The organism is Microbacterium salsuginis (assembly GCF_012524205.1).
In the GTDB taxonomy this organism is placed as follows: Bacteria; Actinomycetota; Actinomycetes; order Actinomycetales; family Microbacteriaceae; genus Microbacterium; species Microbacterium salsuginis.
The window spans coordinates 263,723-289,054 of the sequence record NZ_JABACI010000004.1 but is presented as its reverse complement, the minus strand read 5'-3'; the positions used below and the strand labels follow the sequence as shown (position 1 = coordinate 289,054).

Annotated in this window: 25 protein-coding genes; 17 read left to right on the top strand and 8 right to left on the bottom strand. The window is 71.3% G+C overall.

Going from position 1 to position 25,332, the window contains the following annotated elements; translation table 11 throughout:
- The first annotated feature begins 7 nt into the window (after positions 1-7).
- Together HF576_RS13150 and HF576_RS13145 are read left to right on the top strand one after the other, a co-directional pair.
- Positions 8-715 carry an acyl-CoA synthetase gene (locus tag HF576_RS13150; protein WP_168913265.1) on the top strand — a complete coding sequence of 236 codons (708 nt, stop codon included), beginning with the start codon at positions 8-10 and terminating at the stop codon, positions 713-715.
- Positions 712-1,059, top strand: coding sequence for an amino acid transporter (locus HF576_RS13145; protein WP_168913264.1), 348 nt, complete (start codon positions 712-714; stop codon positions 1,057-1,059). Before HF576_RS13150 ends, HF576_RS13145 begins: the two co-directional genes overlap by 4 nt.
- A gap of 19 nt (positions 1,060-1,078) precedes the next feature.
- Here HF576_RS13145 and purB read toward each other — a convergent pair whose 3' ends face one another.
- Together purB and HF576_RS13135 are read right to left on the bottom strand one after the other, a co-directional pair.
- Positions 1,079-2,461: an adenylosuccinate lyase gene (gene purB, locus HF576_RS13140; protein ID WP_168913263.1), complete on the bottom strand. Its 1,383-nt coding sequence runs from the start codon at positions 2,459-2,461 to the stop codon at positions 1,079-1,081.
- Between the two features lie 35 nt (positions 2,462-2,496).
- Positions 2,497-3,003 carry a low molecular weight protein-tyrosine-phosphatase gene (locus HF576_RS13135; RefSeq protein WP_168913262.1) on the bottom strand — a complete coding sequence of 169 codons (507 nt, stop codon included), beginning with the start codon at positions 3,001-3,003 and terminating at the stop codon, positions 2,497-2,499.
- A gap of 202 nt (positions 3,004-3,205) precedes the next feature.
- Here HF576_RS13135 and HF576_RS13130 point away from each other — a divergent pair, with 202 nt between their 5' ends.
- The 3 genes from HF576_RS13130 (at position 3,206) to HF576_RS13120 (ending at position 7,823) form a co-directional block, all read left to right on the top strand.
- Entirely contained in the window at positions 3,206-5,860 is a 2,655-nt protein-coding gene (locus tag HF576_RS13130) for an ExeM/NucH family extracellular endonuclease (protein WP_168913261.1), read from the top strand.
- A 182-nt stretch (positions 5,861-6,042) separates the two neighbouring features.
- The gene (locus HF576_RS13125; protein WP_343234275.1) at positions 6,043-6,345 is read left to right on the top strand and encodes a hypothetical protein; all 303 of its coding nucleotides are present in this window, start codon (positions 6,043-6,045) and stop codon (positions 6,343-6,345) included.
- The gene (locus HF576_RS13120; RefSeq protein WP_205835236.1) at positions 6,342-7,823 is read left to right on the top strand and encodes a hypothetical protein; all 1,482 of its coding nucleotides are present in this window, start codon (positions 6,342-6,344) and stop codon (positions 7,821-7,823) included. The genes HF576_RS13125 and HF576_RS13120 overlap by 4 nt, the downstream gene beginning before the upstream one ends.
- Here HF576_RS13120 and HF576_RS13115 read toward each other — a convergent pair.
- Entirely contained in the window at positions 7,795-8,187 is a 393-nt protein-coding gene (locus HF576_RS13115) for a phage holin family protein (RefSeq protein ID WP_168913260.1), read from the bottom strand. The genes HF576_RS13120 and HF576_RS13115 overlap by 29 nt on opposite strands.
- Before the next feature lie 76 nt (positions 8,188-8,263).
- On the opposite strand from HF576_RS13115, the gene HF576_RS13110 reads away from it, so the two are divergent.
- The 4 genes from HF576_RS13110 (at position 8,264) to HF576_RS13095 (ending at position 13,042) form a co-directional block, all read left to right on the top strand.
- Complete coding sequence (locus HF576_RS13110) at positions 8,264-9,376, top strand: histidinol-phosphate transaminase (RefSeq protein WP_168913259.1); 1,113 nt, start codon at positions 8,264-8,266, stop codon at positions 9,374-9,376.
- A 4-nt stretch (positions 9,377-9,380) separates the two neighbouring features.
- Positions 9,381-10,520, top strand: a complete 1,140-nt coding sequence (locus HF576_RS13105; RefSeq protein ID WP_168913258.1) for a thiamine pyrophosphate-dependent enzyme — start codon at positions 9,381-9,383, stop codon at positions 10,518-10,520.
- Positions 10,521-10,660: 140 nt separating this feature from the next.
- Positions 10,661-11,626, top strand: coding sequence for an alpha-ketoacid dehydrogenase subunit beta (locus HF576_RS13100; protein ID WP_168913796.1), 966 nt, complete (start codon positions 10,661-10,663; stop codon positions 11,624-11,626).
- 15 nt (positions 11,627-11,641) lie between these two features.
- A complete protein-coding gene (locus tag HF576_RS13095) occupies positions 11,642-13,042 on the top strand; it encodes a dihydrolipoamide acetyltransferase family protein (protein ID WP_168913257.1) in 1,401 nt (466 codons plus the stop codon).
- A gap of 9 nt (positions 13,043-13,051) precedes the next feature.
- On the opposite strand, the gene HF576_RS13090 is transcribed toward HF576_RS13095, so the two are convergent.
- The gene (locus tag HF576_RS13090) at positions 13,052-14,806 is read right to left on the bottom strand and encodes a glycosyltransferase (protein ID WP_168913256.1); all 1,755 of its coding nucleotides are present in this window, start codon (positions 14,804-14,806) and stop codon (positions 13,052-13,054) included.
- 118 nt (positions 14,807-14,924) lie between these two features.
- On the opposite strand from HF576_RS13090, the gene HF576_RS13085 reads away from it, so the two are divergent.
- From HF576_RS13085 to HF576_RS13050, 8 genes are read left to right on the top strand one after another with little or no spacing between them, the layout of a single operon-like run.
- Positions 14,925-16,031 (top strand): metal ABC transporter solute-binding protein, Zn/Mn family, encoded by a 1,107-nt coding sequence (locus HF576_RS13085; protein WP_168913255.1) that lies wholly within the window; start codon positions 14,925-14,927, stop codon positions 16,029-16,031.
- Positions 16,028-16,849 (top strand): ATP-binding cassette domain-containing protein, encoded by an 822-nt coding sequence (locus HF576_RS13080; protein ID WP_168913254.1) that lies wholly within the window; start codon positions 16,028-16,030, stop codon positions 16,847-16,849. Before HF576_RS13085 ends, HF576_RS13080 begins: the two co-directional genes overlap by 4 nt.
- Entirely contained in the window at positions 16,846-17,745 is a 900-nt protein-coding gene (locus HF576_RS13075; protein ID WP_168913253.1) for a metal ABC transporter permease, read from the top strand. Before HF576_RS13080 ends, HF576_RS13075 begins: the two co-directional genes overlap by 4 nt.
- 10 nt (positions 17,746-17,755) lie before the next feature.
- Positions 17,756-18,169 (top strand): Fur family transcriptional regulator, encoded by a 414-nt coding sequence (locus HF576_RS13070; protein ID WP_168913252.1) that lies wholly within the window; start codon positions 17,756-17,758, stop codon positions 18,167-18,169.
- Positions 18,156-19,226 (top strand): permease, encoded by a 1,071-nt coding sequence (locus HF576_RS13065; RefSeq protein ID WP_425523003.1) that lies wholly within the window; start codon positions 18,156-18,158, stop codon positions 19,224-19,226. The genes HF576_RS13070 and HF576_RS13065 overlap by 14 nt, the downstream gene beginning before the upstream one ends.
- Positions 19,219-19,986, top strand: coding sequence for a TIGR03943 family putative permease subunit (locus HF576_RS13060; protein WP_168913251.1), 768 nt, complete (start codon positions 19,219-19,221; stop codon positions 19,984-19,986). Before HF576_RS13065 ends, HF576_RS13060 begins: the two co-directional genes overlap by 8 nt.
- Positions 19,976-21,424, top strand: a complete 1,449-nt coding sequence (locus HF576_RS13055) for a hypothetical protein (RefSeq protein WP_168913250.1) — start codon at positions 19,976-19,978, stop codon at positions 21,422-21,424. The genes HF576_RS13060 and HF576_RS13055 overlap by 11 nt, the downstream gene beginning before the upstream one ends.
- Complete coding sequence (locus tag HF576_RS13050; protein ID WP_168913249.1) at positions 21,421-22,116, top strand: DNA-3-methyladenine glycosylase; 696 nt, start codon at positions 21,421-21,423, stop codon at positions 22,114-22,116. Before HF576_RS13055 ends, HF576_RS13050 begins: the two co-directional genes overlap by 4 nt.
- On the opposite strand, the gene HF576_RS13045 is transcribed toward HF576_RS13050, so the two are convergent.
- From HF576_RS13045 to HF576_RS13030, 4 genes are read right to left on the bottom strand one after another with little or no spacing between them, the layout of a single operon-like run.
- Positions 22,094-23,017 (bottom strand): NAD(P)-dependent oxidoreductase, encoded by a 924-nt coding sequence (locus HF576_RS13045; RefSeq protein ID WP_168913248.1) that lies wholly within the window; start codon positions 23,015-23,017, stop codon positions 22,094-22,096. The two genes, HF576_RS13050 and HF576_RS13045, sit on opposite strands and share 23 nt — an antisense overlap.
- Complete coding sequence (locus tag HF576_RS13040; protein ID WP_168913247.1) at positions 23,014-23,979, bottom strand: shikimate dehydrogenase family protein; 966 nt, start codon at positions 23,977-23,979, stop codon at positions 23,014-23,016. Before HF576_RS13040 ends, HF576_RS13045 begins: the two co-directional genes overlap by 4 nt.
- 19 nt (positions 23,980-23,998) lie before the next feature.
- On the bottom strand, positions 23,999-24,637 hold the full coding sequence (gene eda / locus HF576_RS13035) for a bifunctional 4-hydroxy-2-oxoglutarate aldolase/2-dehydro-3-deoxy-phosphogluconate aldolase (protein ID WP_168913246.1): 639 nt from the start codon (positions 24,635-24,637) through the stop codon (positions 23,999-24,001).
- On the bottom strand, positions 24,634-25,260 hold the full coding sequence (locus HF576_RS13030; protein ID WP_168913245.1) for a glucose-6-phosphate isomerase family protein: 627 nt from the start codon (positions 25,258-25,260) through the stop codon (positions 24,634-24,636). The genes eda and HF576_RS13030 overlap by 4 nt, the downstream gene beginning before the upstream one ends.
- Positions 25,261-25,332: the final 72 nt, after the last annotated feature.

Below are 25,332 nucleotides of genomic sequence, written 5' to 3'. Positions count from 1 at the left end.
GAACACCGTGACCTCAGCTTCCGCCCGCACGTTCGACGTGCGCCACGTGCAACTCGCGCGCGCCGCTTTCGCGGCGATCGCGGCGGTCATGATCACGTTCTCTCCCGACCACTCCGCCGCCGTCGGCGCGGCCGTGTTCAGCGGCTTCGCGATCGCGACCGGGATGGTCCTCCTGCTCGCCGTGTGGCTCGTGTACCCCGCCGGCCGGCGCTGGCCGGCCGTCGCGATCGGCGGCATCACCCTGGTCGCGGGCATGGCGGGCGGGCTCGCTCCCCTGCGCACGGTCAGCGGCTTCTTCACCGTCGTCATCGTGTGGGCGCTCCTGAGCGGCGCCGTCGAGCTGATCGCCGGTTCACTCGGACTGCGCGGGCGCACCTCGCGCCGCGAGATCGTCCCCGGCGTCGCCGACGCCCGCCCCGCGGCGCCACTCGCGCCGCGGTCCGAGAGCCGCGACGCGGTGGTGGTCGGCGCCGTCACGATGATCCTCGGCCTCGTCCTGCTGTTCGTCCAGCCCGAGTACGCGCTCGACTACACCGTCGAGGAGGCCGGCCAGACCTTCACGCTGACCGGCACCATCATCGGCGTCGGCATCTTCGGCGGCTACGCCGCGATCGTCGCCGTGTACCTCGGCATCGCCGGATTCTCCCCCCGCCCCGCAGGCGCCGATGCCGTCACGGACGCACCCGCACCGGCCGACCAGAAGGACTCCGCGTGAGCGACGACCGCCCCACCCGCCGCGATCTGATGAAGCCCGTGCAGCTGCTCGGGATGGCCTTCGGCGCCGCCGCCTTCGCGGGCATCGTGACCCTCGTGTCGATGGGCTTCTTCCAGCAGCGCACGAGCGAAGAGGCGCAGGCCGCGGTCGTCCTCGCGCTGATCATCGCCGGTGTCACGTTCATCACCGTGCTCGTCGTCGTCGCCCTGCTGCTGCTGGCGGTCGACCCCGCGCAGGTCGCCAAGCAGGTCGACAGGCCCGTGCTGCTTCCCGACTCCGATGAGGACGACGGGAACGACGACGAGAATCCGGATGCCGCGGGGACCGGAAACCCGAAGGCCTGACGCCGGCCTCACCGGGCGCTCAGCCCAGTTCGTCGACCAGCTGCGAGGCGAGGCCCGCGTACGTCGCGGGGGTGAGGGCCAGCAGGCGCTCCTTCGCGGCATCGCCGATGTCGAGCCCGCGCACGAACTCGGCAAGCTCCGCGGCGCCGACGCGGCGGCCGCGGGTGAGGTCCTTCAGCAGCGCGTAAGGGTCGGTGATCTGCGACCGGCCCGCGGCGATCTCGGCGCGCACCACGGTCTGGATCGCTTCGGCGAGCACCTCCCAGTTGCCGTCGAGGTCGGCCAGCAGGACGTCCTCGGCGAGCGAGATCTCCTTCAGTCCGCGCTGCAGGTTGTCGAGCGCGAGCAGCGAGTGCCCGAAGGCGACGCCGATGTTGCGCTGCGTCGTGGAATCGGTGAGGTCGCGCTGCAGGCGTGAGGTCACGAGCGTCTGCGACAGCGTCGCGAGCAGGCCGCCGGCGATCTCGAGGTTGGCCTCGGCGTTCTCGAACCGGATGGGGTTGATCTTGTGCGGCATCGTGGACGAACCGGTCGCACCCGCGACGGGGATCTGCGTGAAGTAGCCGATCGAGATGTAGGTCCACACGTCGGTCGCGAGATTGTGCAGGATGCCGCCGGCATGCCGCACGCGGTCGTAGAGCTCGACCTGCCAGTCGTGGGACTCGATCTGGGTGGTCAGGATGTTGAAGTCGAGCCCGAGCCCCTCGATGAACGAGCGGGAGAGCTCCGGCCAGTCGACGTCGGGAGCAGCGGACAGGTGCGCCGACCACGTGCCGGTGGCGCCCGAGAACTTCGCGAGGTACTGGCCGCCCTCGATCTGGTCGGCCACGCGCGCAAGGCGCCACGCGAACACGGCGAGCTCCTTGCCCATCGTCGACGGGGTGGCAGGCTGACCGTGGGTGCGGCTGAGCATCGCGGCATCCCGATGCGCCACCGACAGCTCGGTGAGCGCGGCGATGACGGCGCGCAGCTTCGGCAGCCAGACGCGCTGCACGGCGCGCTGCACGGTGAGGGCGTATGAGGCGGAGTTGATGTCCTCGCTGGTGCACGCGAAGTGCGTGAGCTCGGCGATGCCGTCCAGACCGAGGGTCGAGAGCCGGTCGCGCACGAGGTACTCGACGGCTTTGACGTCGTGGCGGGTCACCGACTCCTTCTCGGCGAGCCAGTCGATCTCGGCCTGACCGAACTCGAGGTACAACGACCGCAGACGCGACTTGTCGTCGTCATGGAGCGGCGCCGTGCCGAACAGCGAGCGATCGGTGAGGGCGATGAGCCACTCGACCTCGACCTCGACGCGCGCGCGGTTCAGTCCGGCCTCGGAGAGGTAGTCGGCGAGCTCGCCGACCGCGGCGCGATAGCGGCCGTCGAGCGGGCTGAGGGGCTGCGGAGGCAGAGAGGTCACGGTGCTCCCATCGGGATGCAGGCGCCAGTCCGGTGTCAGTGCACCGGGCGGATGGCGGGTTCGAGCTGCCGGAAGAGCGCCCGGCTCGCGCTCTCGATCATACCGAGCACCTCGTCGAACATTCCGGGCCCGGCATAGTACGGGTCGGGCACGTCCATCGTTCGTGCGGACGGGTCGAACGACAGCAGCAGCGCGATCTTGTCGGCGTCCGTCTCGGTCCGTGCCCAGCCGCGGAGGATGCGCTCGTGGCTGCGGTCCAGCGCGACCACGAGGTCGCTGTGCGCGAAGTCGGCGTGCGTGAACTGCCGTGCTCGGTGACGCGTGCCGTCGTAGCCGGACCGGGCAAGGGCCTCGATCGTGCGCTGGTCGGCCCGCTCGCCGACGTGCCAGTCGCCGGTGCCCGCGCTCGTCGAGGCGACGCGCATCCCCAGACCCGAGGCATCCGCGAAGCCGCGGAAGACGACATCGGCCATCGGTGAACGGCAGATGTTGCCGGTGCAGACGAACACGACGCGGAAGGGCTCCACGGCGGTCGAGGTCATGGGCTCCATTCTCGCGCGGGCACCGCGAGCGCCCAAGAGGAGATTCGGCGCCCAGCCGCAACCTCACGTTAAGGAACTCTCTTCCTCGCGGTCTTCCGGGACGGATGCCACTCCCCTACGTTGTGAGGATCGAGGGAGGCTGCCCGCCTCCCTATCCCGTCATCTCGCGTGTCTCGTCGCTGCGACTGTCACTGGAGGATCTGTGCCCCTGTCCCGTTCACCCCGCCGCCTGGCGGCCGCCGTCAGCGCCGCAGCGCTCGCGGCCGCGGCCGTCATGGTCGCCGCACCGCCCGCGGCCGCGGCATCCGGAGATCTGCTCATCAGCGAGTACATCGAAGGCTCGTCCAACAACAAGGCCCTCGAGGTCTACAACCCGAGCACCGCGGCCGTCGACCTCGCCGCGTCGGGCTACGCCCTGCAGGTCTTCTTCAACGGCAGCGCGTCGGCGGGCCTGACGGTGCCGCTGAACGGCACGATCGCGCCCGACGAGGTCTTCGTCTTCGCGCACGCGTCGTCCGGTGCCGCGATCCTGGCCCAGGCCGACCAGACGACGTCGTCCGGCCTGTTCAACGGCGACGACGCCGTGGCGCTGGCCAAGAACGGCGCGATCGTCGACGTGTTCGGCCAGGTCGGCGTCGATCCCGGCGCCGAGTGGGGCACCGGACTGACGTCCACCGCCGACAACACGCTGCGCCGCGCGGCCGACACCTGCGTCGGCGACGTCACGGCGAACGACGGGTTCGACCCGGCCGCCGGCTGGACGGGCCTGGCCACCGACACGTTCGACGGGCTCGGCGTGCACGACGCGGACTGCGCACTGCCGCCGGCGACCGACCCGGGCACCGACCCTGTGGAAGCCGGGTGCGACCTCGAGCCGGTCGCCATCGGCGCCGTGCAGGGCGCGGGCGCCGCGACACCCGTCGCGGGCGAGGACGTGCTCATCGAGGGCGTGGTCGTCGGCGACTTCCAGACCGGCGGCTTCGACGGGTACTACGTGCAGGACGCCGGCGACGGTGACGCCGCGACATCCGACGGCGTCTTCGTCTACGCGCCGGGCGGCGCCGAGGTCGCTGTCGGCGACGTCGTCTCGGTCGCCGGCGAGGCGACCGAGCACTTCGGCATGACGCAGGTCGTCGCAGCCGACGTCGAGCTGTGCGGCACCGGCGAACTGCCGGCGCCGACGGCGCTGAGCCTGCCGCTCTCGGAGGAGCAGCGTGAGGCCGCGGAGGGCATGTACGTCACCCTGCCGCAGCAGCTGACCGTGGCCGAGACGTTCGAGTACGGCCGCTTCGGCACGTTCAGCCTGTCGCTCGGACGTCAGGCGCAGCCGACCGGGCTGTACGACGCCGGCTCGCCCGAGGCAGTGGCTCTCGCCGCGAAGAACATCGCCGAGAGCATCACGGTGGACGACGGCCGCGGGTCGCAGAACCCCGACCCGGCGATCCACCCGAACGGCGAGGTCTTCACGCTCGAGAACACGTTCCGCAGTGGTGACCTCGTCACGAACGCGACGGGCGTGCTCGACTACCGGTTCGACGTGTGGGCAGTCCAGCCGACCGAGGGGGCCGACTTCGCCGTCGGCAATCCCCGCACGCCCGCGCCGGAGGTCGGCGGCGAGCTGAAGGTCGCGAGCTTCAACGTGCTCAACTACTTCACGACGCTCACCGGCCCCGATGCGCGCGGTGCGAACGACCCTGTCGAGTTCGAGCGCCAGGAGGCGAAGATCGTCACGGCGCTCGCCGAGATCGACGCCGACGTGTTCGGCCTCATCGAGATCGAGAACAACGGCACCGCGGTGGCCGCCCTCACCGCGGCGCTCAACGAGCGTCTCGGCGCCGAGGTCTACGACCACATCGAGACCGGCGTGATCGGCACCGACGTCATCACGACGGCGCTCATCTACAAGCCGGCGTCGGTCACGCCGGCGGGTGCGTTCCAGCTGATGGACCAGTCGAAGGACGCCCGCTGGCTCGATGACTTCAACCGTCCGGGGCTCACGCAGAGCTTCACCGACGCGGCGGGCGCGACCTTCACCGTCGTCGTGAACCACCTGAAGTCGAAGGGCTCGGACTGCAACGCGGTGAACGATCCGACCGACCCGAACGGCCAGGGCAACTGCAACGGCGTGCGCACGCAGGCAGCCGCCGCGCTCGCCGACTGGCTCGCCACCGACCCGTCCGGTCAGGGCGCGGGCCGCGAGCTCATCATGGGCGACCTGAACTCCTACGCGCAGGAGGACCCGATCCAGCTGCTCGCGGGCGCCGGCTACACGGACCTGCTCGCGCAGTTCCAGGGACAGGACGCCTACTCGTACGTGTTCGACGGGCAGCTCGGCTACCTCGACTACGCGCTCGCCGGCGGCGACGTGCTCGACGAGGTCACCGGGGCGACGACCTGGAACGTCAACGCCGATGAGCCGAGCCTCATCGACTACGACATGACGTTCAAGCAGCCCGCCCAGGACGCGCTCTACGCGCCCGACGCGTACCGCTCGAGCGACCACGACCCGGTCATCGTCGGGCTCGACCTGACGCCGCCCGACACGACGGCGCCGACCGTCGAGGCGGTCGCGCTGCCGTCGTTCATCCTGGTGCCGAACAACAAGATGCGCACCGTGAAGCTGTTCGTCGAGGCCGAGGACGACCGCGGTGACGTGACCGTCGAGCTCACCGGCGTCACGGTCACCGGCAGCACCAAGGCCGAGTGGGAGCAGACGGGCGACCGCACGTTCGAGGTCAAGGCCGTGAACGGCGCCGTGTACACCTTCACCTGGACGGCGACGGATGCCGCAGGCAACACCGCGACCGACACCGCCAAGGTGATCGTCGGCGTCAAGGGCCTCCTCGAGCTCTTCTAGCCGCGCACGCACGAAGCGCCGCTCCCGACCGTGGATTCACGCAAGGGGGCGGCGCTTCGTCGTCCGTCCGACTGCGGCTGCGGCATCCGTCGGCTCCTCCCCAGGCGGGACACCGTGGGCGCCCATGCACAGATCGGGCGCAGCGGGTCGATCACCTCCGCCGCCGGCACGAGCATGGACGCGTGATCGACCCCGCCGCTCCCGCTTCGCACCAGCTGGCCGCCGTCGTGCGCGACCTCGTGATGATCATCGAGCAGCTGACGGATGCCGCGTCCACCGCTCGTGGGCTGGCCGCCGCGACCGACTGGCAGTCCCGCGCCGCGACGGCGTTCCATGAGAAGGCCGAGTCGTGGGCGGGCGAGGTCTCGGGGCTCATCTGCCTGGCCGAGACCGCCCGGCTCGACGCGGCTCATGCGCGCGACCGCGCCGCCTCACGGGAAGCCGATGCGTTCGCGGCCGCCCTCACCCCGGCGGCTGCGCGATGAACGGCGACGGGCTCCCGCCGCTGCCCGACGGCGCGCTCCCCTTCGACGAGGGCCGCACGGTCGACGTCCACTGGCGGGATCGCTTCAGCGGGCTGCCCACGACATGGCCGCGGGCGGGGACGGGACTCGAGATCCGCGGGGGCGGTGCCGTCGCCGTCGACACCAGCACCCTGCGCCACACCGCGGCGCTCTTCCTCACGGCACAGGCGGACCTCGAGGGGATCTGCCGGCGCCTCGGCGATCCGCAGGGCACGCTGCTGGGCCTGCGGGACCAGGCGTGGCACGCGCTCTCGTCGGTGACCGTGCTGTTCCAGCGGCTGGTGGAGGTGCGGGCCGAGGCCGAGCGCATCGCGGACTCGCTGCGTGAAGCCGCGATCGCGTACGAGCTGGTCGAGCTGAACGCCGAGCATCGCGCCGCCTTCGCGGCCGGCGACACCGAGCGCGCGGCGCGGATCGACGCGCGCGTGACGAGGCTGAGCCAGGAACACCCCGAAGCGTGGTCGACGGCGCTCCGATCGGAGTTCGACCGGACCGTGAACTGGCCGGGCGAGCTTGCCCGGCAGGCCGCCGAGAGCGGGCTCGTCGTCGGCTCCGAGTTCGGTGGTCCCGTCGGGATCGGCACAGGTGCCGTCTTCGGTCTCGGCACCATCGCGGGCGCGGCGATGCTGGGCATCGGCGGCCAGGGCCGCCTGTCCCGTGACGCGCGCCTGAGCGGGCAGGCCGGGCCCGTCGCTCTGACCTCGGTGGCGCCGGTCCAGGCGGCCGGGGCGCCGCAGAGCCTGACGGCGGTGACGCAGCGGATGCCGGGCGCGGGGGACTCGCGTGTGCGCGTCGAGAAGTACTCCATGCCCGACGGCAGCCAGCAGTACGCCGTGTACATCGCCGGCATGCAGTCCTTCGCCTACGGAGGCGACGACCCGTGGGACAACCAGTCCAACCACGAGCTCTACACCGGCCGGCAGTCCGAGTCGTATGCGGCGACCACGCAGGCGCTGGCCGAGGCCGGTGCTCGGCCGGGTGACGTCGTGCATGCGTTCGGGCACTCGCAGGGCGCCATGATCGGCTCGCACCTCGCGCTCGAGGGCGAGTACGACACGCGCACTCTGGTCACGTTCGGCAATCCGGTCGCCGCCGATGTCGGGACGGGCACGCTCAGCGTGACGCTGCGTCACACCGACGATCCGGTGGCCGCGCTCGCGGGCGGCGGGCACAACGCCGCCGTCGGTGCGCCCGGCAGCTTCATCGCCGAGCGCGTCGCCCACACCGAGATCGGTCTCGCCGACGCCGACGTGCCCGCGCATCGGATGACCGCGTACGCCGAGACCGCGGCGATGGTCGACGCCTCGTCCGACCCGCGGGTCGGCGAGCTGCAGGCCGTGTTCGATCAGCTGGCGACGGCGCAGTCGGTCGAGGTGACCGAGTACGCCGCGACGCGCGGAGAGCGCGCGGTCAGTCCCTCTTCCGGGGGCGCAGGATGATGCCGAAGATCCAGTTGATGAGCGAGATGATGATCGCCGCCACGACGCCCCACCAGAAGTCCTCGACGCGAAGTCCCCAGTTCCACCAGTGCGTGAGCCAGGCCGTGAGCCACAGCAGGAACGCGTTGATGATGAGGCCGATGAGCCCGAGCGTGAGGATGTAGATGGGAAACGCCAGCACCTTGATGACCGTGCCGATGATCGTGTTCACGAGGGCGAAGATCACCGCCACGAGCAGCAGCGTGAGCACCAGCTGCAGCGTCTCGCCGGGCGCGAACGGGATGACGAACACCTGCAGTGCGGGGATCAGGGTCACGACCCAGATCGCGAACGCGTTGACGACGACGCGGATGAGGAAGCCCATGCGCGTCAGTCTGGCACGCCGGTGCGACAGGCCGGAAGGGCGCGCGGCATCCGTCCCCCGCTCTTAGACTCGGGGCGTGACCGACGCACCAGAGATCCCTGTCCGCGTGCGCGCCGAGGTCGCCGCGCTGCCCCCGTACAAGCAGGGCAAGCAGGCCGGCGCCGAGGCGTTCAAGCTCTCGAGCAACGAGAACCCCTTCGATCCGCTGCCTGGAGTCCTCGCCCGCATGCAGTCCGCGAGCGCGTTGAACAGGTATCCGGATGCCGCGGCCAACCGCCTCCGCGCGCGCCTGGCCGAGCGCTTCGGAGTCGACGTCGACGGCGTGCACATCGGCGCGGGAAGCGTGTCGATCCTCGCGCAGCTCGTGCAGGCGACGTCGGGACCGGGCGATGAGGTCATCTACGCGTGGCGCTCGTTCGAGGCCTACCCGTGGCTCGCCGTCGTCGCCGGCTCGACGGCCGTGCAGGTGCCGCTGACCCCGGACGCGCGGCACGACCTCGACGCGATGGCCGCCGCGATCACCGAGCGCACGCGCGCGGTCATCGTGTGCACCCCGAACAACCCGACCGGGCCCGTCATCACGCAGGCCGAGTTCGACGCGTTCGTCGAGCGGGTGCCGTCGGACGTGCTGGTGGTCCTCGACGAGGCGTACGCCGAGTTCGTCACCGCTCCCGACGCGGTGGACGGCGCCCGCGTGCTCGCCGGCGGCGCCCACCCCAACGTCGTGGTGCTCCGCACCTTCTCGAAGGCTTTCGGTCTCGCGGGGCTGCGGGTCGGCTACGCGATCGGGCATCCGCGCGTGCTGGACGCGGCGCGCAGCACCGCGATCCCGCTGTCGGTCACGGCTCACGCCGAGGAGGCGGCGCTGGCGAGCCTCGACGCCGAGGCCGAGCTGATCGAGCGCGTGCGCACGATCGCGGAGCGCCGCGACCGCCTCGCCGCCGCGCTGCGGGAGGCCGGCTGGCGGGTTCCCGAGGCGCAGGGCAACTTCGTGTGGCTGCCGAGCGGCGCCGAGACGATCGAGGTCGCCACGGCCTTCGACGCCGCCGGCCTGATCGTCCGCCCGTTCGCCGGTGACGGCATCCGGATCTCTGTCGGCGAGGAGGAATCTGTCGAGAAGGTCCTACGGATCGCGGCATCCGTTGTGAAGGACCTCCCACAGGGCCACTCGGGGCGCGGGCTAGCGTAGAACGGTGACGCCTCCCGAAGAGTCGGCGACGACTGCCCCCGTCCGCTTCCTGAACGCGGACGGCACGTTCGCGCCGACACCGGCCGCCGAACGCTACCGCCACCTCGTCGACGCCCTGCCCGACGCCGACCTCGAGCAGTTCTACCGCGACATGGCCGTCATCCGCGCGTTCGACGTGCAGGCGACGAACCTGCAGCGGCAGGGTCAGCTCGCCCTCTGGCCGCCGAGCTACGGCCAGGAGGCCGCGCAGGTCGGCTCGGCCCGCGCCGCCCGCCCGCAGGACCACATCTTCCCGTCCTACCGCGAGCACGTCGTGACCAAGATCCGCGGCGTCGACCCCATCGACATCATCCGGCTGATGCGCGGGCTGACGCACGGCGGGTGGAACCCCGTCGACCCGAAGAACGGCAACACCCACATCTACACGCTCGTGCTGGGCGCGCAGACGCTGCACGCCACCGGGTTCGGCATGGGGCTCGTCTTCGATGGCCGCTGCGGCACCGGCGACCCCGAGCGCGACGAAGCCGTGATCGTGTACTACGGCGACGGCGCCTCCAGCCAGGGCGACGTGCACGAGGCGATGGTGTTCGCGGCGAGCTACGGTACGCCCGAGGTGTTCTTCCTGCAGAACAACCAGTGGGCGATCTCGGTGCCGGTCGCGACGCAGTCGCGCTCGCCGCTGTACAAGCGCGGCGAGGGGTACGGCATGCCGAGCATCCCGATCGACGGCAACGACGTGCTGGCCAGCTGGGCCGTCACGCGGGCGCTTCTCGACGAGGCGCGGGCCGGCGCGGGCCCCCGCGCGATCGAGGCGATGACCTATCGCCTGGGAGCCCACACCACGAGCGACGACCCGACGAAGTACCGCACCTCGGACGAGGAGGAGTCGTGGCGCCGCCGCGACCCGATCGCCCGCATGGAGGCGTACCTGCGGGCACGCGGTGCGTCGGATGCCTTCTTCGCCGACGTGGAGGCCGAGTCCCAGGCGCTCGCCGACGACACCCGCACACGCACCAACGCCCTGGGCGGCGTGGACCGCGAGGCGATGTTCGCCCACGTGTACTCCGAGGAACATCCGCTGATCGACGAGCAGCGCCGCTGGCTCGCCGAGTACGAGGCATCGTTCGAGGGAGGCGCAGCATGAGCACCGACACGAGCCGATCGTTGAGCGAGGCGGACGTTGAGCGAGCGAGCGCAGCGACCGAGACGAAACGCAGCAGCGACGAGACGAAACGCCCCGAGCTGTCCGGAAACCCCGCGGCCGAGGCATCCGCTGTCCAGACCATGCCGTTCAGCCGGGCGCTCAATGCCGGCATGCGCGCGGCGATGGCAGCGAACGACCGCGTGCTGCTGATGGGCGAGGACATCGGCAAGCTCGGCGGCGTCTTCCGCGTGACCGAGGGCCTGCTGGCCGAGTTCGGCGAGCGTCGCGTGCTCGACACCCCGCTCGCGGAGTCGGGCATCGTCGGCACCGCGATCGGCCTGGCGATGGCGGGCTTCCGCCCCGTGATCGAGATCCAGTTCGACGGCTTCGTCTTCCCGGCGTTCGACCAGATCACGACGCAGCTGGCCAAGATCACGAACCGCCACGAGGGCGCGCTGCAGATGCCCGTGGTCATCCGCATCCCCTACGGCGGGCACATCGGGGCGGTCGAGCACCACCAGGAGAGCCCCGAGGCGTACTTCACGCACACCCCCGGCCTGCGCGTCGTGAGCCCGTCGACGCCGAACGACGGGTACTGGATGATCCAGGACGCCATCGCGTCGTCCGACCCGGTGATCTTCCTCGAGCCCAAGAGCAAGTACTGGCAGAAGGGCGAGGTCGACACGTCGGCCCGGGCGCTGCCGCTGCACGCCTCGCGAGTCGTGCGCCGCGGGACCGACGTCACGCTCGTCGGCCACGGCGCCATGGTGACGACGCTGCTCCAGGCCGCCTCGCTGGCCGAGTCGGAGGGCACGTCGTGCGAGGTCGTCGACCTGCGCTCGCTGTCGCCCGTCGACTACGGCCCGATCCTGGACTCCGTGCGCCGCACCGGCCGCATGGTCTACGCCCAGGAGGCGCCCGGCTTCACGTCGCTCGGGTCCGAGGTCGCCGCGACCGTCATGGAGCGGGCGTTCTACGCGCTCGAGGCCCCCGTCCTGCGCGTGTCGGGCTTCGACACCCCCTTCCCCGCCGCGAAGCTCGAGGGCACCTACCTCCCCGACGCCGACCGCATCCTCGAGGCCGTCGACCGCGCCCTCGCCTACTGACCCGTGAGGAACGACATGAGCACGCAGACCTTCCTCCTCCCCGACGTCGGCGAGGGCCTGACCGAGGCCGAGATCGTCGCGTGGCGGGTGTCGCCGGGTGACAGCGTCGCCGTCAACGACGTGCTCGTCGAGATCGAGACCGCGAAGTCGCTCGTCGAGCTGCCCTCTCCGTTCGCCGGCACCGTGGGCGAGCTGCTGGTGCCCGAGGGCGAGACGGTGAACGTCGGGGCGGCGATCATCACGATCGCATCGGCGACGGATGCCACCGGCCCCGCCACCGTCGGACAGTCCGAGCACGGCGAGCCCGAGCCGGCTCCGGAAGCCGGCGAGGGCGCGGTCCTGGTCGGCTACGGCAGCGGCGGACACGTGCAGTCGCGGCGCCGCAAGACCGCGGCTCCGGCCGCGCAGCGGGTCGCGGCATCCGTCGGGGTCATCGCCAAGCCGCCGATCCGCAAACTCGCACGCGACCTGGGCGTCGAGCTGGCCGCGGTCTCGCCGAGCGGCCCTGCCGGCGAGGTCACGCGCGACGACGTCGTGCGCCACGCCTCGCAGGCCAGCGTGTTCCGCAACATCGAGACGCCCGAGTGGGGCGACGTGCGCGAAGAGAGGATCCCGGTGCCGGCGCCGCAGCGCCCGACCCGGCCTGCGGCGCCCACGCGGCCGGGAGGGGCCGTGGGGACCGTGGCCCCGGCCACGCCCGCACCAGACGCCGAGGGGCGCGAGGAGACGATCGCGGTCAAGGGCGTGCGCAAGGCGACGTCGTCGGCCATGGTGCAGTCGGCGTACTCCGCGCCGCACGTGTCGGTGTGGACCGACGTCGACGCGACGCGCACGATGGAGCTCGTCAAGCGGCTGAAGGCGTCGCCGGACTTCGCCGACGTCAAGGTCTCGCCGCTGCTCATCATGGCGCGTGCCGTGATCTGGGCGGTACGCCGCACGCCGATGGTCAACGCGGCGTGGGTCGACGCCGAGGGCGGCGCCGAGATCCGGGTGCGCCGGTACGTCAATCTCGGCATCGCCGCGGCCACACCGCGCGGCCTGCTGGTGCCGAACATCAAGGACGCGCAGGATCTGTCGATGCGCGACCTAGCCCGCGCGCTCGAGAAGCTCACGCTCACCGCACGCGAGGGTCGCACCACGCCCGCCGACCAGCAGGGCGGCACGATCACGATCACCAACATCGGCGTGTTCGGGATGGATGCCGGCACCCCGATCATCAACCCCGGCGAGGCCGGCATCGTCGCGATGGGCACGATCCGCCAGAAGCCCTGGGTCGTCGACGGTGAGGTGCGGCCGCGCTTCGTCACGACCGTGTCGGGGTCGTTCGACCACCGCGTGATCGACGGTGACGGCATGTCGCGGTTCATCGCCGACGTCGCGTCGATCCTCGAGGAGCCCGCGCTGCTCCTGGACTGACGGCCGCGGTCAGCGCCGCAGACGATCGGCCGCGCGGCGCACCAGCGAACGGTGATCCGGATGCCGCGACCCGGCGTCCACCGCGACCACCCCGCCGTCCACATGGACGAGGAAGCGCGTCCGTACGGTCTCGCTCGCGTCGATGCCGCCCAGTCGCTCCGAGCCTTGCCGGTCGAGCCGCACGAAGCGCCAGCGGCCGAACCGCCGCATGGTGGCCAGGGCAGCGGTGCGCTCCGGCGTCGAGAGGCGGACGTCCACGCGGGCGCGACGGCGGCGCGACGGCACGCGCGCGGTCACGAGCAGGCGTCCGCGCAGGCGCCGCACGCGCACCCGCTGCAGCGCGGTGTCGTCGAGCGATTCGCGCAGCTCGGCACGGCCGACCGCGGCCCGCTGCACGGCAGCCCAGCGTGCGACGGTGGCCTCATCGCCGTGCTGCTGCGCCGTGCGGCGGGCGGTCCGACGCGCAGCGGCCAGCGCGTTGTCGTCGAGCACGCACAGCGCGACGAGGGCACGGGCCGCCGCATCGATGTCGCCGTCGGGGACGAGGCGGCCGTTGCGTCCGTCGGCGATGACCTCGGCGGGCCCGTAGCGGATGTCGTACGCCACCGGCAGGCATCCGGCCGCCATCGCCTCGACGAGACTCAGCGACTCGCCTTCGGAGCGGCTGGTGAGCAGCGTCCACGATCCTCGGGCGTACAGCTCCGCTGCCCGGGGCACGTAGCCGGTGAATCGCACGGCATCCGCGATGCCGAGGCGCTTCGCCTGTGCCTCGAGGCGCGCGTGCTGAGCGCCCTCGCCGACGATGTCGGCGGTCACGGGGATGCCGAGCTCGCGGACGGCCGCGATGATCCGGAGCGCGTGGTCCAGGCGCTTGATGCCGCTGAGCCTCGACACGATCACGCCGTGCAGGCGGTCGCGCGGGAGCCGCGGCATCCGCTCCGGCAACGTCACGCCGTTCGGAACGACGTGCAGGTTGCCGGTGTCGCCCAGCAGCGCCGCGGCGGCCGCGCGCTGGCGGGCGGTGAGGAACACGAAGGCGTCCCACCGGTGCAGGTTCTCGAAGATCGGCCGGCGTGATGCGGTGAGCCGGCCTTCGGAGTCATGGTGCGACCCGTGCACCATGTGGATCAGCGCGATGTTCGGTCGCCGGTACCGCTGCAGGAAGCGGGCGACGGTCTTGCTGTCGGCGATGACCACCGCCTCGTCCCCGGCCACCACGTCGTCGATCCATGCGAAGCGGAACGCCGACGCCGACGTCCACTGTCCGGTGGGCCGGCCGGCGCGGTCGAACGACGTGATCAGCCGGCCGCCGCGGCGCTGCTCTTCGAGGACCGCGAGACTGCCGTCCGATCGCCGGTGCTCGACGCGCTCGTCCGACTCGCCCCTGCGCCACCGGCGCACGGATCCGGCCACCGTGGCCGTCTCGTCGTCGTGCGGCCGCGAAGGCGACCCGGTCCGCCGGGGCACGTCGACGGGCGCCCGTGCCGCCGCGCGGAAGTCCTCGTAGATGTTGCGCAAGCGCATGCCGTCGATGAGCTCACCCCGCCCCCGCAGCCGCTGCCGCACGTCCTCGTAGTCGGGGCGGGACTCGAACGTGAGGACGTCGACGGCGGCGCCCGACCGCCGGACGAACGTGCGTGAACGGTGCAGGAGCGCCGCCGTCATGCCGCCGTACTGGTCGGGGATCCCCCACGTGACCGCGAGCTGGCGCCGGCGGGGCAGCACAGCCTCGCCGGTCGCGGTGTCGTCGAACTCAACGGCCATGACACGCCACGGTAGGCGGCGCCGCACCAGGCGCCCCGGGGGTTGACATTCCGGCGGGAAGGAGCCGCCGTTCCCTGGCGAGTCGAGAACGATTATCAATAGCGTTAGACTGGGCGGCATGACCCCGAATCGACGCTCACTGACTCTGCTCGGCCTGGCCGCGGCATCCGTTGTCACTCTCGCCGGTTGTGCCGGCACCCCGGCGGCGGGCGGCGAATCGGACGGGCGCCTGAGCGTGGTCGCATCGACGAACGTCTACGGGCAGCTCGCCGAGCAGATCGGCGGCGATCTGGTCGAGGTGACCTCGATCGTCACGAGCGACTCGCAGGATCCGCACTCCTTCGAGCCGAGCGCGCGCGACCAGCTCACGGTGTCGGACGCGGACCTCATCATCGAGAACGGCGGCGGGTACGACTCGTTCATCGATGCGCTGATCGAGTCGAGCGGCAGCGAGGCGCACGTGATCACCGCCGTCGAGTTCTCGCACGACTGGCCCGAGAACGCCGGTCACGAGGACGAGCACGCGGACGAAGAGCACACCGACGAGACAGTCCCCACGCCCCCTCCAGGCGCCGCTGGCGCGTCGCCCGGAGCCTCCGGGCGCGTGGGCCCAGCCGCGACCGACGAGCACGCCGAGGACGAGGCCGCCGACGGCGAGCACGCCGAGGAGGGCCACGACCACGACCACGAGCACGTCGAGGGCTTCAACGAGCACGTCTGGTACGACCCGCACACCATCGCCCACGTCGGCGAGGCCATCGCCGAGGAGCTCGGCGAGCTGAGCCCCGACGACGCCAGCACGTTCACCGCCAACGCCGAGGCGCTGTACGCCGAGATCGAGGGGCTCGAGGGCTCGCTCGGCGAGATCGCATCGGCCCACCAGGGCGCGCAGATCTTCGTCACCGAGCCGGTTCCGGCCTACCTCGCGGCTGCCGCCGGCCTCGAGAACGTGACGCCCGAGGCCTTCAGCGAGGCCGTCGAAGAGGGACAGGATGTTGCACCCGCGACTCTTCTCGAGGCCCTCGGCCTCATCGAATCGGGCGACGTCGGCGTCGTGATCACCAACACGCAGACCGGCGGTGCCGAGACGACGCAGATCGTGGATGCGGCCGAGGCCGGCGGCATCCCGGTGATCGCGTTTTCAGAAACGCTGCCGGAGGGCCAGACTTACATCTCGTGGATGCAGGCGAACATCGAGGCGCTGAGCGCGGCGCTGGACGAGTGACCGCCGGCTCCGGCGAGCCGATCCTCACGATCAGGGATGCCGCGCTCCGGCGCGGCGACCGCGAACTGTGGTCCGGCCTGGATCTGGACGTGCACGCGGGCGAGCTGATCGCGGTGCTCGGGCCGAGCGGGTCGGGCAAGACCACGCTCCTGCGGGCGATCCTCGGGCTGGACGACCTCTCGAGCGGCAGCATCAGGGTGCTCCGCAACGAGGTCCGCGGTCGCGGCAGCCGCCGCATCGGCTACATCCCGCAGTCGCGTCCCCTGCCGCGCGACACCGCGCTGCGCGGCCGCGACCTCGTGACGCTGGGCGTCGACGGCCATCGCTTCGGGCTGCCGATCCCGCGGCGCGGCGATCGAGCCCGCGTGGACGAGCTGATCGACGCCGTCGGCGCGCGCGCGTTCGCGGATCGCCCGGTCGGGCAGCTGTCGGGTGGCGAGCAGCAGCGGCTGCGTGCCGGCCAGGCGCTTGCCGACGACCCCCGCCTGCTGCTGTGCGACGAGCCGCTCACGAGCCTCGACCTGGCCAACCAGCAGGCCGTGATCGGTCTGATCGACCGGCACCGGCGCGAGAAGGATGCCGCGGTGCTGCTGGTGACGCACGACATCAACCCGCTGCTGGGCAAGGTCGACCGCATCCTGTACATCGCGAACGGCCGGTTCACGCTGGGCACCCCCAAGGAGGTGCTGCGCTCGGACGTGCTGACCGCGCTGTACGGCGCCCACGTCTTCGTGCTGCGGGCGGGTGATCGGCTCGTGGTCGTGGGCGCGCCCGACGCCGAGGCATCCCACCACCATCACGACGAGGTGCACGAGTGAACTGGGACGACGTCGCCGACGCGATGTTCGGCGGCCTTCCGTACTACGGCGAGATCCTCGCGCTCGTGTCGAACTCGGTGTGGGCCGGAGCCGTGCTCGGGCTCGTGGGCGGGCTCATCGGCGTGTTCATCATGCAGCGCGACATGGCGTTCGCGGTGCACGGCATCAGCGAGCTCTCGTTCGCCGGCGCCGCTGCGGCGCTGCTCATCGGATGGGACGTCGTCACCGGGTCGATCATCGGGTCGCTCGTGGCCGCCGCGATCATCGGATGGCTCGGCGCGCGTGCACGCGACCGCAACTCGATCATCGGCGTGCTGATGCCGTTCGGTCTGGGTCTCGGCATCCTGTTCCTGTCTCTCTACGACGGCCGCAGCGCCAACCGGTTCAGCCTGCTGACGGGGCAGATCGTGTCGGTGCAGTCCGGTCAGCTGGGCTGGCTGATCGCGATCGGCGCGGTCGTGCTGCTCGGGCTGCTGCTCATCTGGCGTCCGCTGCGCTTCGACTCGCTCGACCCGCAGTCCGCCGCCGCGCGAGGAGTGCCGACGACCGCGGTGTCGCTGGCGTTCATGCTGCTGCTCGGGCTGATCGTCGCCGTCGCCGTGCACATCATCGGCGCGCTGCTCGTGATGGCGCTGCTGGTCACGCCCGCCGCCGCCGCGATGCGCGTGGCGTCGGGACCGCTGTCCGTGCCGCTGCTGTCGGCCCTGTTCGGCTTCGTGTCGGCCGTCGGAGGCATCCTCCTCGCGATCATGGGCACCCTGCCGGTGAGTCCGTACATCACCACGATCTCGTTCGTGATCTACCTGGTGTGCCGCGCCGTGGGGGCTCGCCGGGGCCGCGTCACCCGCGGCGAGGTCGAGCCGGACGCCCGGCCGACGTCCAGGACACGCCGGTAGACTCCCGGGCATGGTCCAGCGCAACACCTGGCAGCGCGAACGCGTGCGCGAAGCGCTCGCCGACGCCCGTGGCTTCGTGAGCGCACAGTCTCTGCACGCGACCCTGCGCGACGACAACACCGGCATCGGCCTGGCCACGGTGTACCGTGCGCTCGCCGGGCTCGCCGCCCAGGGCGACGCCGATTCGCTGCAGAGCCCCGACGGCGAGGCGCTCTACCGCGCATGCGCCAGCAGCGGCCACCACCACCACCTCATCTGCCGCTCCTGCGGGCTGACGGTCGAGATCGAGGCGACCGACGTCGAGCAGTGGGCCAAGCGCACCGCCGAGCGTCACGGCTTCCGCGACGCCGAGCACATCGTCGACATCTTCGGGCTGTGCGCGTCCTGCGCGGGAGCCCGGGAAGAGAAGCGTGACGCGGGCTGACCCCCGCCTGCCGGCCGGCCGCGCTCACTCCCACCGTCACGAGACGGTTCCGGATGCCGCGGCACGGCCCTCGTCCTCGGCCCGCACGCTCCTGTGGGTCGGGGCCGGCCTGCTCGTGGTCGCCGGGCTGTTCCTGGTCGACTGGCTCGCGCCGCAGCTGTTCCCCGCGCCACTCCCCACGCGCGCGCAGGACGGACTGACCCTCGCCGTCAGCGTGCTCATCGAGTCGCTCCCGTTCATCGCACTGGGCGTCGTGCTGTCGATCGTGGTGCAGGTATGGGTGCCGCCGGGCGTCATCGAGCGGTGGATGCCGCGCCGTGCGTGGGCGCGGCGTGCGGTGCTGTCGCTGCTGGGCATGATCGTGCCGGTGTGCGAGTGCGGCAACGTGCCGTTCGCGCGCGGCCTGCTGATGCGGGGGTTCTCGGTGCCCGAGACGCTGACCTTCCTCATCGCGGCGCCGATCGTGAACCCCATCGTGATCATCACGACGCACCAGGCCTTCGGCTTCAGCGACGGCGTGCTGATCGCACGGCTGCTCGGCGGATATGCGATCGCCAACCTCATCGGCTGGCTGTACAACCGGCATCCGTCTCCGGACGCACTGCTGACCGACCGCTTCCGCGACACGTGCGCCCTCGTGACGCATGAGCCCGGTGGCCGGGGCCGCCGCACGATCGCGCAGTTCGTGATCGAGCTGCGCGCCGTCATGCCGGCGCTCATCATCGGGTCGGCGCTCGCGGGGGCGGTGCAGGTGCTGGTGCCGCGCGAGGCGCTGGTGGCGATCGGCTCGAACCCTGCGCTGTCGATCGTGGCGATGATGGCTCTGGCGATGGTCGTATCGATCTGCTCGAACGTCGACTCGTTCTTCGCGCTGTCGTTCGCGTCGACGTTCACGCCGGGATCGATCGTCGCGTTCCTGCTCGTCGGGCCTCTCGTGGACGTCAAGATGCTGGCCCTCATGCGCACCACCTTCACGTGGCGGACGCTGGGCGGGATCGTCGTGGTGGTCGTGCTCGCCGCCTTCGCCATCGGGACGGCGGTGAACCTCTTTGCGTAATGCAGGATTCCTCGGCACACGATGGCTGGGCGTCGGCCTGGCCGCCGCGCTGTCGGTGGTGACCATCTCGCTCGCGGTGACCGGCCGGCTCGGGCTGTACATCAACCCCGACTCGGCATGGTTCGCGGTGTCGATGGCGGTGCTGGTGCTCGTGGGCACCGTGGCGTCGTTCGGGCTTCCGCTCGGCGCCGAGGCCGACCATGGCCACGACCACGGCGACGCGGATGCCGAAGAGCCGGCGCGTGCGCACGCGCGGCACCCGATGGCGGTCGGAGCCAGCGTCGTGGGCGGGGTCGCAGCATCCGGCGTCGTCGTCCTCGCCCTGGTGCTGCCGCCCGCGTCGCTGTCGGCCGAGCTGGCGATGTCGCGCGACGTGGGGGCGACGCCGCTGTTCGGCGGCGCCGACACGATCCAGCTCGCCTCGACCGGCGACACCGCCTCGTTCGGGGTCGGCGAGTGGTCGACCGCCTTCGCGACCGCGACGAACCCGGACGCGTTCGACGGCGATCCGGTCGAGCTCACCGGGTTCGTGACGCCGTCCGAAGACGGCGGCTTCGACCTCACGCGGCTCATCATCACCCACTGCGTGATCGACGCGCAGCCGGCGAGCGTGCCGGTGCTCGCCACCGCGGCCGTGCCCGACACGGGCCAGTGGGTCACGATCACGGGCACCGTGCGCTCCTCGTCGGATGGGCGCCTGGCCATCGACGCGGCGTCGGTGCAGTCGATCCCCGAGCCCGAGGATCCGTATGAGTACTGACGCCGGCTCGCGCCGCGCACGTTCGCGCCGGCGGCGGGGCCGGGCGTTCGCGGGCGCCTTCGCGATCGTGGTCGGCGCGCTCACGGTGCTCGGCCTCGCCGGTGCGGCCGCGAGCGTGGCGCAGGGGCCGCGGATCACCGAGGTCTTGGTCGATCCGGCGGCGGCGGCCGAGGCATCCGGATCCCGTCTCATCGTCACCACGTCGCAGACGCTGGCCGATGTCGACCCGTCGCAGGTGACGATCACGCCGGCGACCCCGTTCGAGGTCGACACGTCGGGCCGCAGCATCGGGGTGCGCTTCACCCTGCCCCTGTGGGACGACACCGAATACTCCGTCGAGATCGCCGACGTCGCGTCGGTGGCCGGTGGTCCGGCCGCGACGATCTCGGAGACCTTCCGCACCCCGGCGGCGCAGATGTTCCTGCTGCAGCGGGCCGGCGCCCCCGACGGCGGCGACCTGATCTACCGCACCGACCTCACCGGGCAGAACGCCGTGCCCGTCTTCAGCCACGGACACATCGAGGACTTCCGCGCCACGGCGTCGCATCTCGTCGTGTCGGTGCGCACCGACGACGACAGCCCGGGCCTGATCGTGACCGATCTCGACGGCTCGAACGAGCGGGAGCTGGCGCTGCCGGGCGACGGCTTCGTCTCGAACCTGCAGAGCGCCGACCGCGGCGAGCTGATCGGATACACCTTCTCCGACGCCGAGCTCACCGCCCAATCCGGACGCGAGAGCCGGCTCTACACCGCGTCGCTGAAGGAGCCGGATGCCGAGCCCACCGAGATCGCCGTGGAAGGCGCCGACCCCCGCGTGGCCGAATGGCGGTTCGTGCCCGACACCGACAGCATCCTGCTCCTCTCCTTCGACGGGTCGCTGCTGCTGACCGGGTCCGGCGGCGACGGGGCCACGGCTCTGGGGACCGCGATGACGATCGAGGGCATCGCGCGCGGCTCGAGCGAGGCCGTCGTCGACCGCGCCGAGCAGACCGCCGTGGTCGACCTCACCGACGCGAGCGAAGAGCCGCTCGTGGCTCCGTCCACCGATCTCGGTGGCGTGAGCTCGGTGACGCCGCTGCCGGACGGCTCGACGATCCGCACCGCCGCGGTCCTCGAGGGCGGGGGGCTGAACGGCGACGGGCTCGCGAGCGGCGTGCCGACCGGTCGCACGTCGGTCGCTCTCGTCGGCGCGGACGGCGAGACGCGCATGCTCACCGAGATCGCCGAAACGGACGCCGTGCTGCAGGTGTGCGTGTCGCCCAGCGCCCGCTACGTCGCAGTGCTCGTCGCCCCCGATGCGGTGTCGAACAACTACGACACGTACCAGTTGCCGCTGCCGGAACGACCCGAGACCCGCATCCTCGAGATCGCCGACGGCGAGCCCGTCGTGGCCCTGAGCGGCGCCTCGATCTCGTGGTGCCAGGTGCCGCCGCAATGACCGCCCGATCCCCGGCCCGGCTGCGCGCCGCGAGCCGTGCCGATCTGATGGGCCTCCCCTCGGACGTCGCGCCGACTCTGCTCGGCGCGCACCTGACCACGATGGTGGCGGGCGAGACGGTGACCGTGCGCCTGACCGAGGTCGAGGCCTATCACGGACGCGGCACCGGCCCCATCGCCGACCCGGGCTCGCACGCCCGCATGGGGCCGACTGCCCGCAACGCCACGATGTGGGGCGAGCCGGGGCATCTGTACGTCTACCTCAGCCACGGCATCCACTCCTGCGTCAATGTGGTCTGCGGTCCGGAGGGTGTCGCCGGCGGAATCCTGCTGCGCGCGGGTCAGGTGATCGAGGGGACGGATGCCGCGGCCCGCCGCCGGCCCGCGGCCCGGACCGCACGTGACCTGGCCCGCGGACCGGGACGGCTCGGCGACGCGGTGGGGCTGCGGCATCCGATCCACGACGGCATCGACGCCATCACCGCCGCGCCCTGGCACGGCGCCGTGGCGCGACTGGAGCTCCTCGCCGACCCCCTCGCCGACATCGCCTCCGGCCCGCGCGTGGGCGTGGCCGGAGTCGCGGGCACGGCCGCGTTCCCCTGGCGGTACTGGGTGCCGGGCGACCCCACGGTGTCGCCGTTCCGCTGGGGACGGGGCGCGCAGGCCGCGGCTAAGCCGTCAGGCGAGAGATGACGTTGGCGACCGCCTGCTCGGTCGCCCGTCGGGTGCTCGAGTCCGTATAACCGCCCAGGTGCGCGGTCATGATCGTGCGTGGATGACGCAGGAGCTCGTCGAGGACTGGCGGTTCCTGGTCGAACGCGTCGACCGCATAGGCCGAGAGACGACCGGACCGGAGCGCGTCGAGCGCCGCACCGGTGTCGACCAGGGCGCTCCGGGCGGTGTTGACGAGCACACCGCCCCGAGGCATCGACTCCAGCAGCGCCGAGTCGACCAGTGGGTGCCCGCTCTTCGGCTTCGGGGAGTGCAACGTCACGATGTCGCTCTGCGCGAAGAGCTGGGCGAGGGATACCGCCTCAGCGCCGTCAGAGCTCACATCGGCGATGGGATCGTACGCGAACACGCGAGCGCCGAAGGCGCGCACGAGGCGTGAAACGATGCGTCCGATCGCGCCGTAGCCGACGATGCCCACGTTGCAGTCCGCGAGCTCACTGCCGAGGCGTCGTCTCCAGTCGCCGCCGTGCAGCGCCGCGTCGGTCGCCGGGATGTCGCGCAAAGCGCTCAGCATGAGCGCCACGGCCAGCTCGGCCACGCCGTTGGCATTGGCGCCTCGGGCGAGTGCGATCTCGATGCCGCGGGCTGCCGCCGCATCCGTGTCGATCGCGTCGGCCCCGACGCCGTTGCGGGCGATGACCTTCAGCCGGTCGGCCGAGGCGAGAGTCTGTGCCGAGACCTTCTCCACTCCGCACACCCAGCCGTCGACCCCCGGCAGCAGTGCGGCAAGCTCGTCGGCGGTCGGCAGGCGGCCGGCAGGACCGGCGACGAGCGTCCAGCCGCGTGCACGCAGCGGGTCCAGTTCGGGCACGTCGTCGAGCGGGCGTGTCGTGATCGATCGCGGCGTGACGAGGATCTTCATCGGACCGACTCGGCGATCGCCGCGAGTTCGTCGAACGCGGGGCCGGACGGGGCGATCTCGATGTCGAAGACCTCGGCGATCACCTGCGTCCACCCGTGGATGAAGTAGACCCAGCCGTCGACAACCGTGAGCGATCGCTCGTGCTCCTGCGCGCGCGCCTGGTCGAGGAAAACCAGGTCTCCGCGGTAGTTCAGCTCCCACACCAGCGCGCGCTCGGGAAACACCCCGTCGAACGTGAGCGGCGAACCGGGTGCGTCCTTGCCCAGACCCGTTGCGTTGATGACGATCGACCCGGCGGGCGCGGCCGCCATGACGACGTCATTGTCGGCCGGCGCCGGGCAGAGATGCGTTTCGAGTCGTGTGTCGGTGTTCGACGCGTCGTGCACCGCGCGCAGCGTCTCGATGCGCGGGAGGCTGCGGTTCGTCACGGTGACCTGCCGCGGACGGTCGACGCCGCGCTCGGTACGGCTCAGGTACCAGTCGATCGCGATCGCCGACCCGCCGGCGCCGAACACCACCACATCGACCTCGTTCTCGGCGAAGTAGCCCACTGGGATGAAGGCTTCCAGTGCGTGACCAGCCGTGATCGGATCCTTGGCGTGGGCGCGGAAGCGCCCGTCGCGCTTGGAGAGGCAGCTGACCTCGTCCATCAGCTCGGCGAGCGGGTCGATCTCGTCGAAGAGGTCACGAGCCGCGCTGTAGAGGTCGAGCTTGTGGGTCGTGACCAGGGCGCCGAGGCTCAGCGGGTCGTCCTTGAGGAACTCCACAACGGTGCGATAGTGGTCGGCCGGCGCATGCAGCCCCAGGTTGATCCCGACCATCTCGACGTCGCCGAGCCCCAGGTGCGCCGCCCACAGCGGGAAGACCTTGCGGATCGATGAACGGTCGGTCGTCACTCCGATGAAGTAGAAGGTGGGGGTATCGGCGGGCTCGAGGGTGTCCCACGTGTATGTGCGAGGCATATGCGTCTCCTGGTCCGGGTCAGAGGGCGTCGAGGGTGGTGCGGGCCTCGCGTGCGGCCAGTTCGATCTCGCCGAATCGTCCTCCGACGACATCGGCGCGAGAGGCGATCCACGTGCCCCCCACCGCGAAGACGTGCGGCAGAGCGAGATGGTCGGCGAGCGTAGCGGCGCGCACGCCGCCCGTCGGCATGAAACTGACACTCAGGCGCGAGAACGGGGCCGCGAGCGAGCGGAGGGTATCGATTCCGCCGTAATGCGCTGCCGGGAAGAACTTCAGATGCCGGTGACCTGCATCGACCGCGGCCAGGATCTCCGACGGCGTGATGACGCCGGGGATGAAGGGCAGGCCGACGGCAGCAGCGGCTGCGGAGAGGTCCGCCCGAAAGCCGGGCGACACCCCGTACGCCGCGCCGGCGGCGACCGCCTGGGCCACATCGGCGGGCGTGACAAGCGTGCCGGCGCCCACGACGAAGTCGGGGAGTTCGGCCTTCACCAGGCGGATCGCGTCCGCGGCGGCCGCGGTGCGAAAAGTCACCTCCATGGTCGATATACCACCGGCACGCAGCGCACGCGCGAGCGGTACCCCGTCGTCGGGGTTCTCGATCTCGACGACGGGTACGACTCCGATGCCTCGGATCGTCTCGAACACCGCGCTCACGCGCGGTATCCCCGGTGGTCGGAGTTGGGGACCGTGGTCCAGCCGCCGGCGCCGTCGGTCACCACCAGGCTCTTCATGCCATTCGCATCACCGATGATCGCGTAATTCTGCCCCGCATCGGCGGCGTAGCAGAAGAGCGTCACGAACGGCTCGTCCCCGACGTTCACACTGCGGTGGATCCAGTGCCCTGGGACGTCGACTGCCTTGCCGGGGGAGAGCTCGATGGCCTCGCTGCGACCATCGATGGTCTCGAGCAGCAGGACACCGCGCCCCTTCAGGCAGTAGTAGAGCTCAGCGCGGTCGGCGACCTCGTGCAGGTGACCGCGGGTGAATGCGAACTCATCGCCCACGCGTCCGGGCAGCAGAGTGCTGGTGCCGACAACGAGCGCTCCGGGGCCCTCCTGGTAGCGGTGGTCGTCGACCCAGTACACGAGCCGATCGGATCCGCGCGCCTCGACATCCGCCCGCCACGCGTCGCCGTCGCGGTAGACCCCACCCATATCTCCGGCGAACTTCTCGTAGCGTCTCGTGCGCCCTCCGATGCCGCCCTCACGAGAGATGTCGAGAAGCGTGGGGATGTCCAGGTCGAACGCGGGCAGAACGCCCAGGTCATGCGTAGCCATGTAGTAAGACTACATGAACTGGACCACCCGAACGGAATCTTCGCCCTAGAATCGTGACGTAACGCCCAATCT

Bases quoted from the DNA above. Each gene is read 5' to 3' on its own strand.
- HF576_RS13135 (WP_168913262.1), bottom strand. From the start codon at position 3,003: ATGACCTCGACCGCCGTGGAGCCCTTCCGCGTCGTGTTCGTCTGCACC.
- HF576_RS13120 (WP_205835236.1), top strand. From the start codon at position 6,342: ATGAACGGCGACGGGCTCCCGCCGCTGCCCGACGGCGCGCTCCCCTTC.
- HF576_RS13115 (WP_168913260.1), bottom strand. From the start codon at position 8,187: ATGGGCTTCCTCATCCGCGTCGTCGTCAACGCGTTCGCGATCTGGGTC.
- HF576_RS13100 (WP_168913796.1), top strand. From the start codon at position 10,661: ATGCCGTTCAGCCGGGCGCTCAATGCCGGCATGCGCGCGGCGATGGCA.
- HF576_RS13095 (WP_168913257.1), top strand. From the start codon at position 11,642: ATGAGCACGCAGACCTTCCTCCTCCCCGACGTCGGCGAGGGCCTGACC.
- HF576_RS13090 (WP_168913256.1), bottom strand. From the start codon at position 14,806: ATGGCCGTTGAGTTCGACGACACCGCGACCGGCGAGGCTGTGCTGCCC.
- HF576_RS13085 (WP_168913255.1), top strand. From the start codon at position 14,925: ATGACCCCGAATCGACGCTCACTGACTCTGCTCGGCCTGGCCGCGGCA.
- HF576_RS13070 (WP_168913252.1), top strand. From the start codon at position 17,756: ATGGTCCAGCGCAACACCTGGCAGCGCGAACGCGTGCGCGAAGCGCTC.
- HF576_RS13055 (WP_168913250.1), top strand. From the start codon at position 19,976: ATGAGTACTGACGCCGGCTCGCGCCGCGCACGTTCGCGCCGGCGGCGG.
- HF576_RS13050 (WP_168913249.1), top strand. From the start codon at position 21,421: ATGACCGCCCGATCCCCGGCCCGGCTGCGCGCCGCGAGCCGTGCCGAT.
- HF576_RS13045 (WP_168913248.1), bottom strand. From the start codon at position 23,017: ATGAAGATCCTCGTCACGCCGCGATCGATCACGACACGCCCGCTCGAC.
- HF576_RS13040 (WP_168913247.1), bottom strand. From the start codon at position 23,979: ATGCCTCGCACATACACGTGGGACACCCTCGAGCCCGCCGATACCCCC.
- HF576_RS13030 (WP_168913245.1), bottom strand. From the start codon at position 25,260: ATGGCTACGCATGACCTGGGCGTTCTGCCCGCGTTCGACCTGGACATC.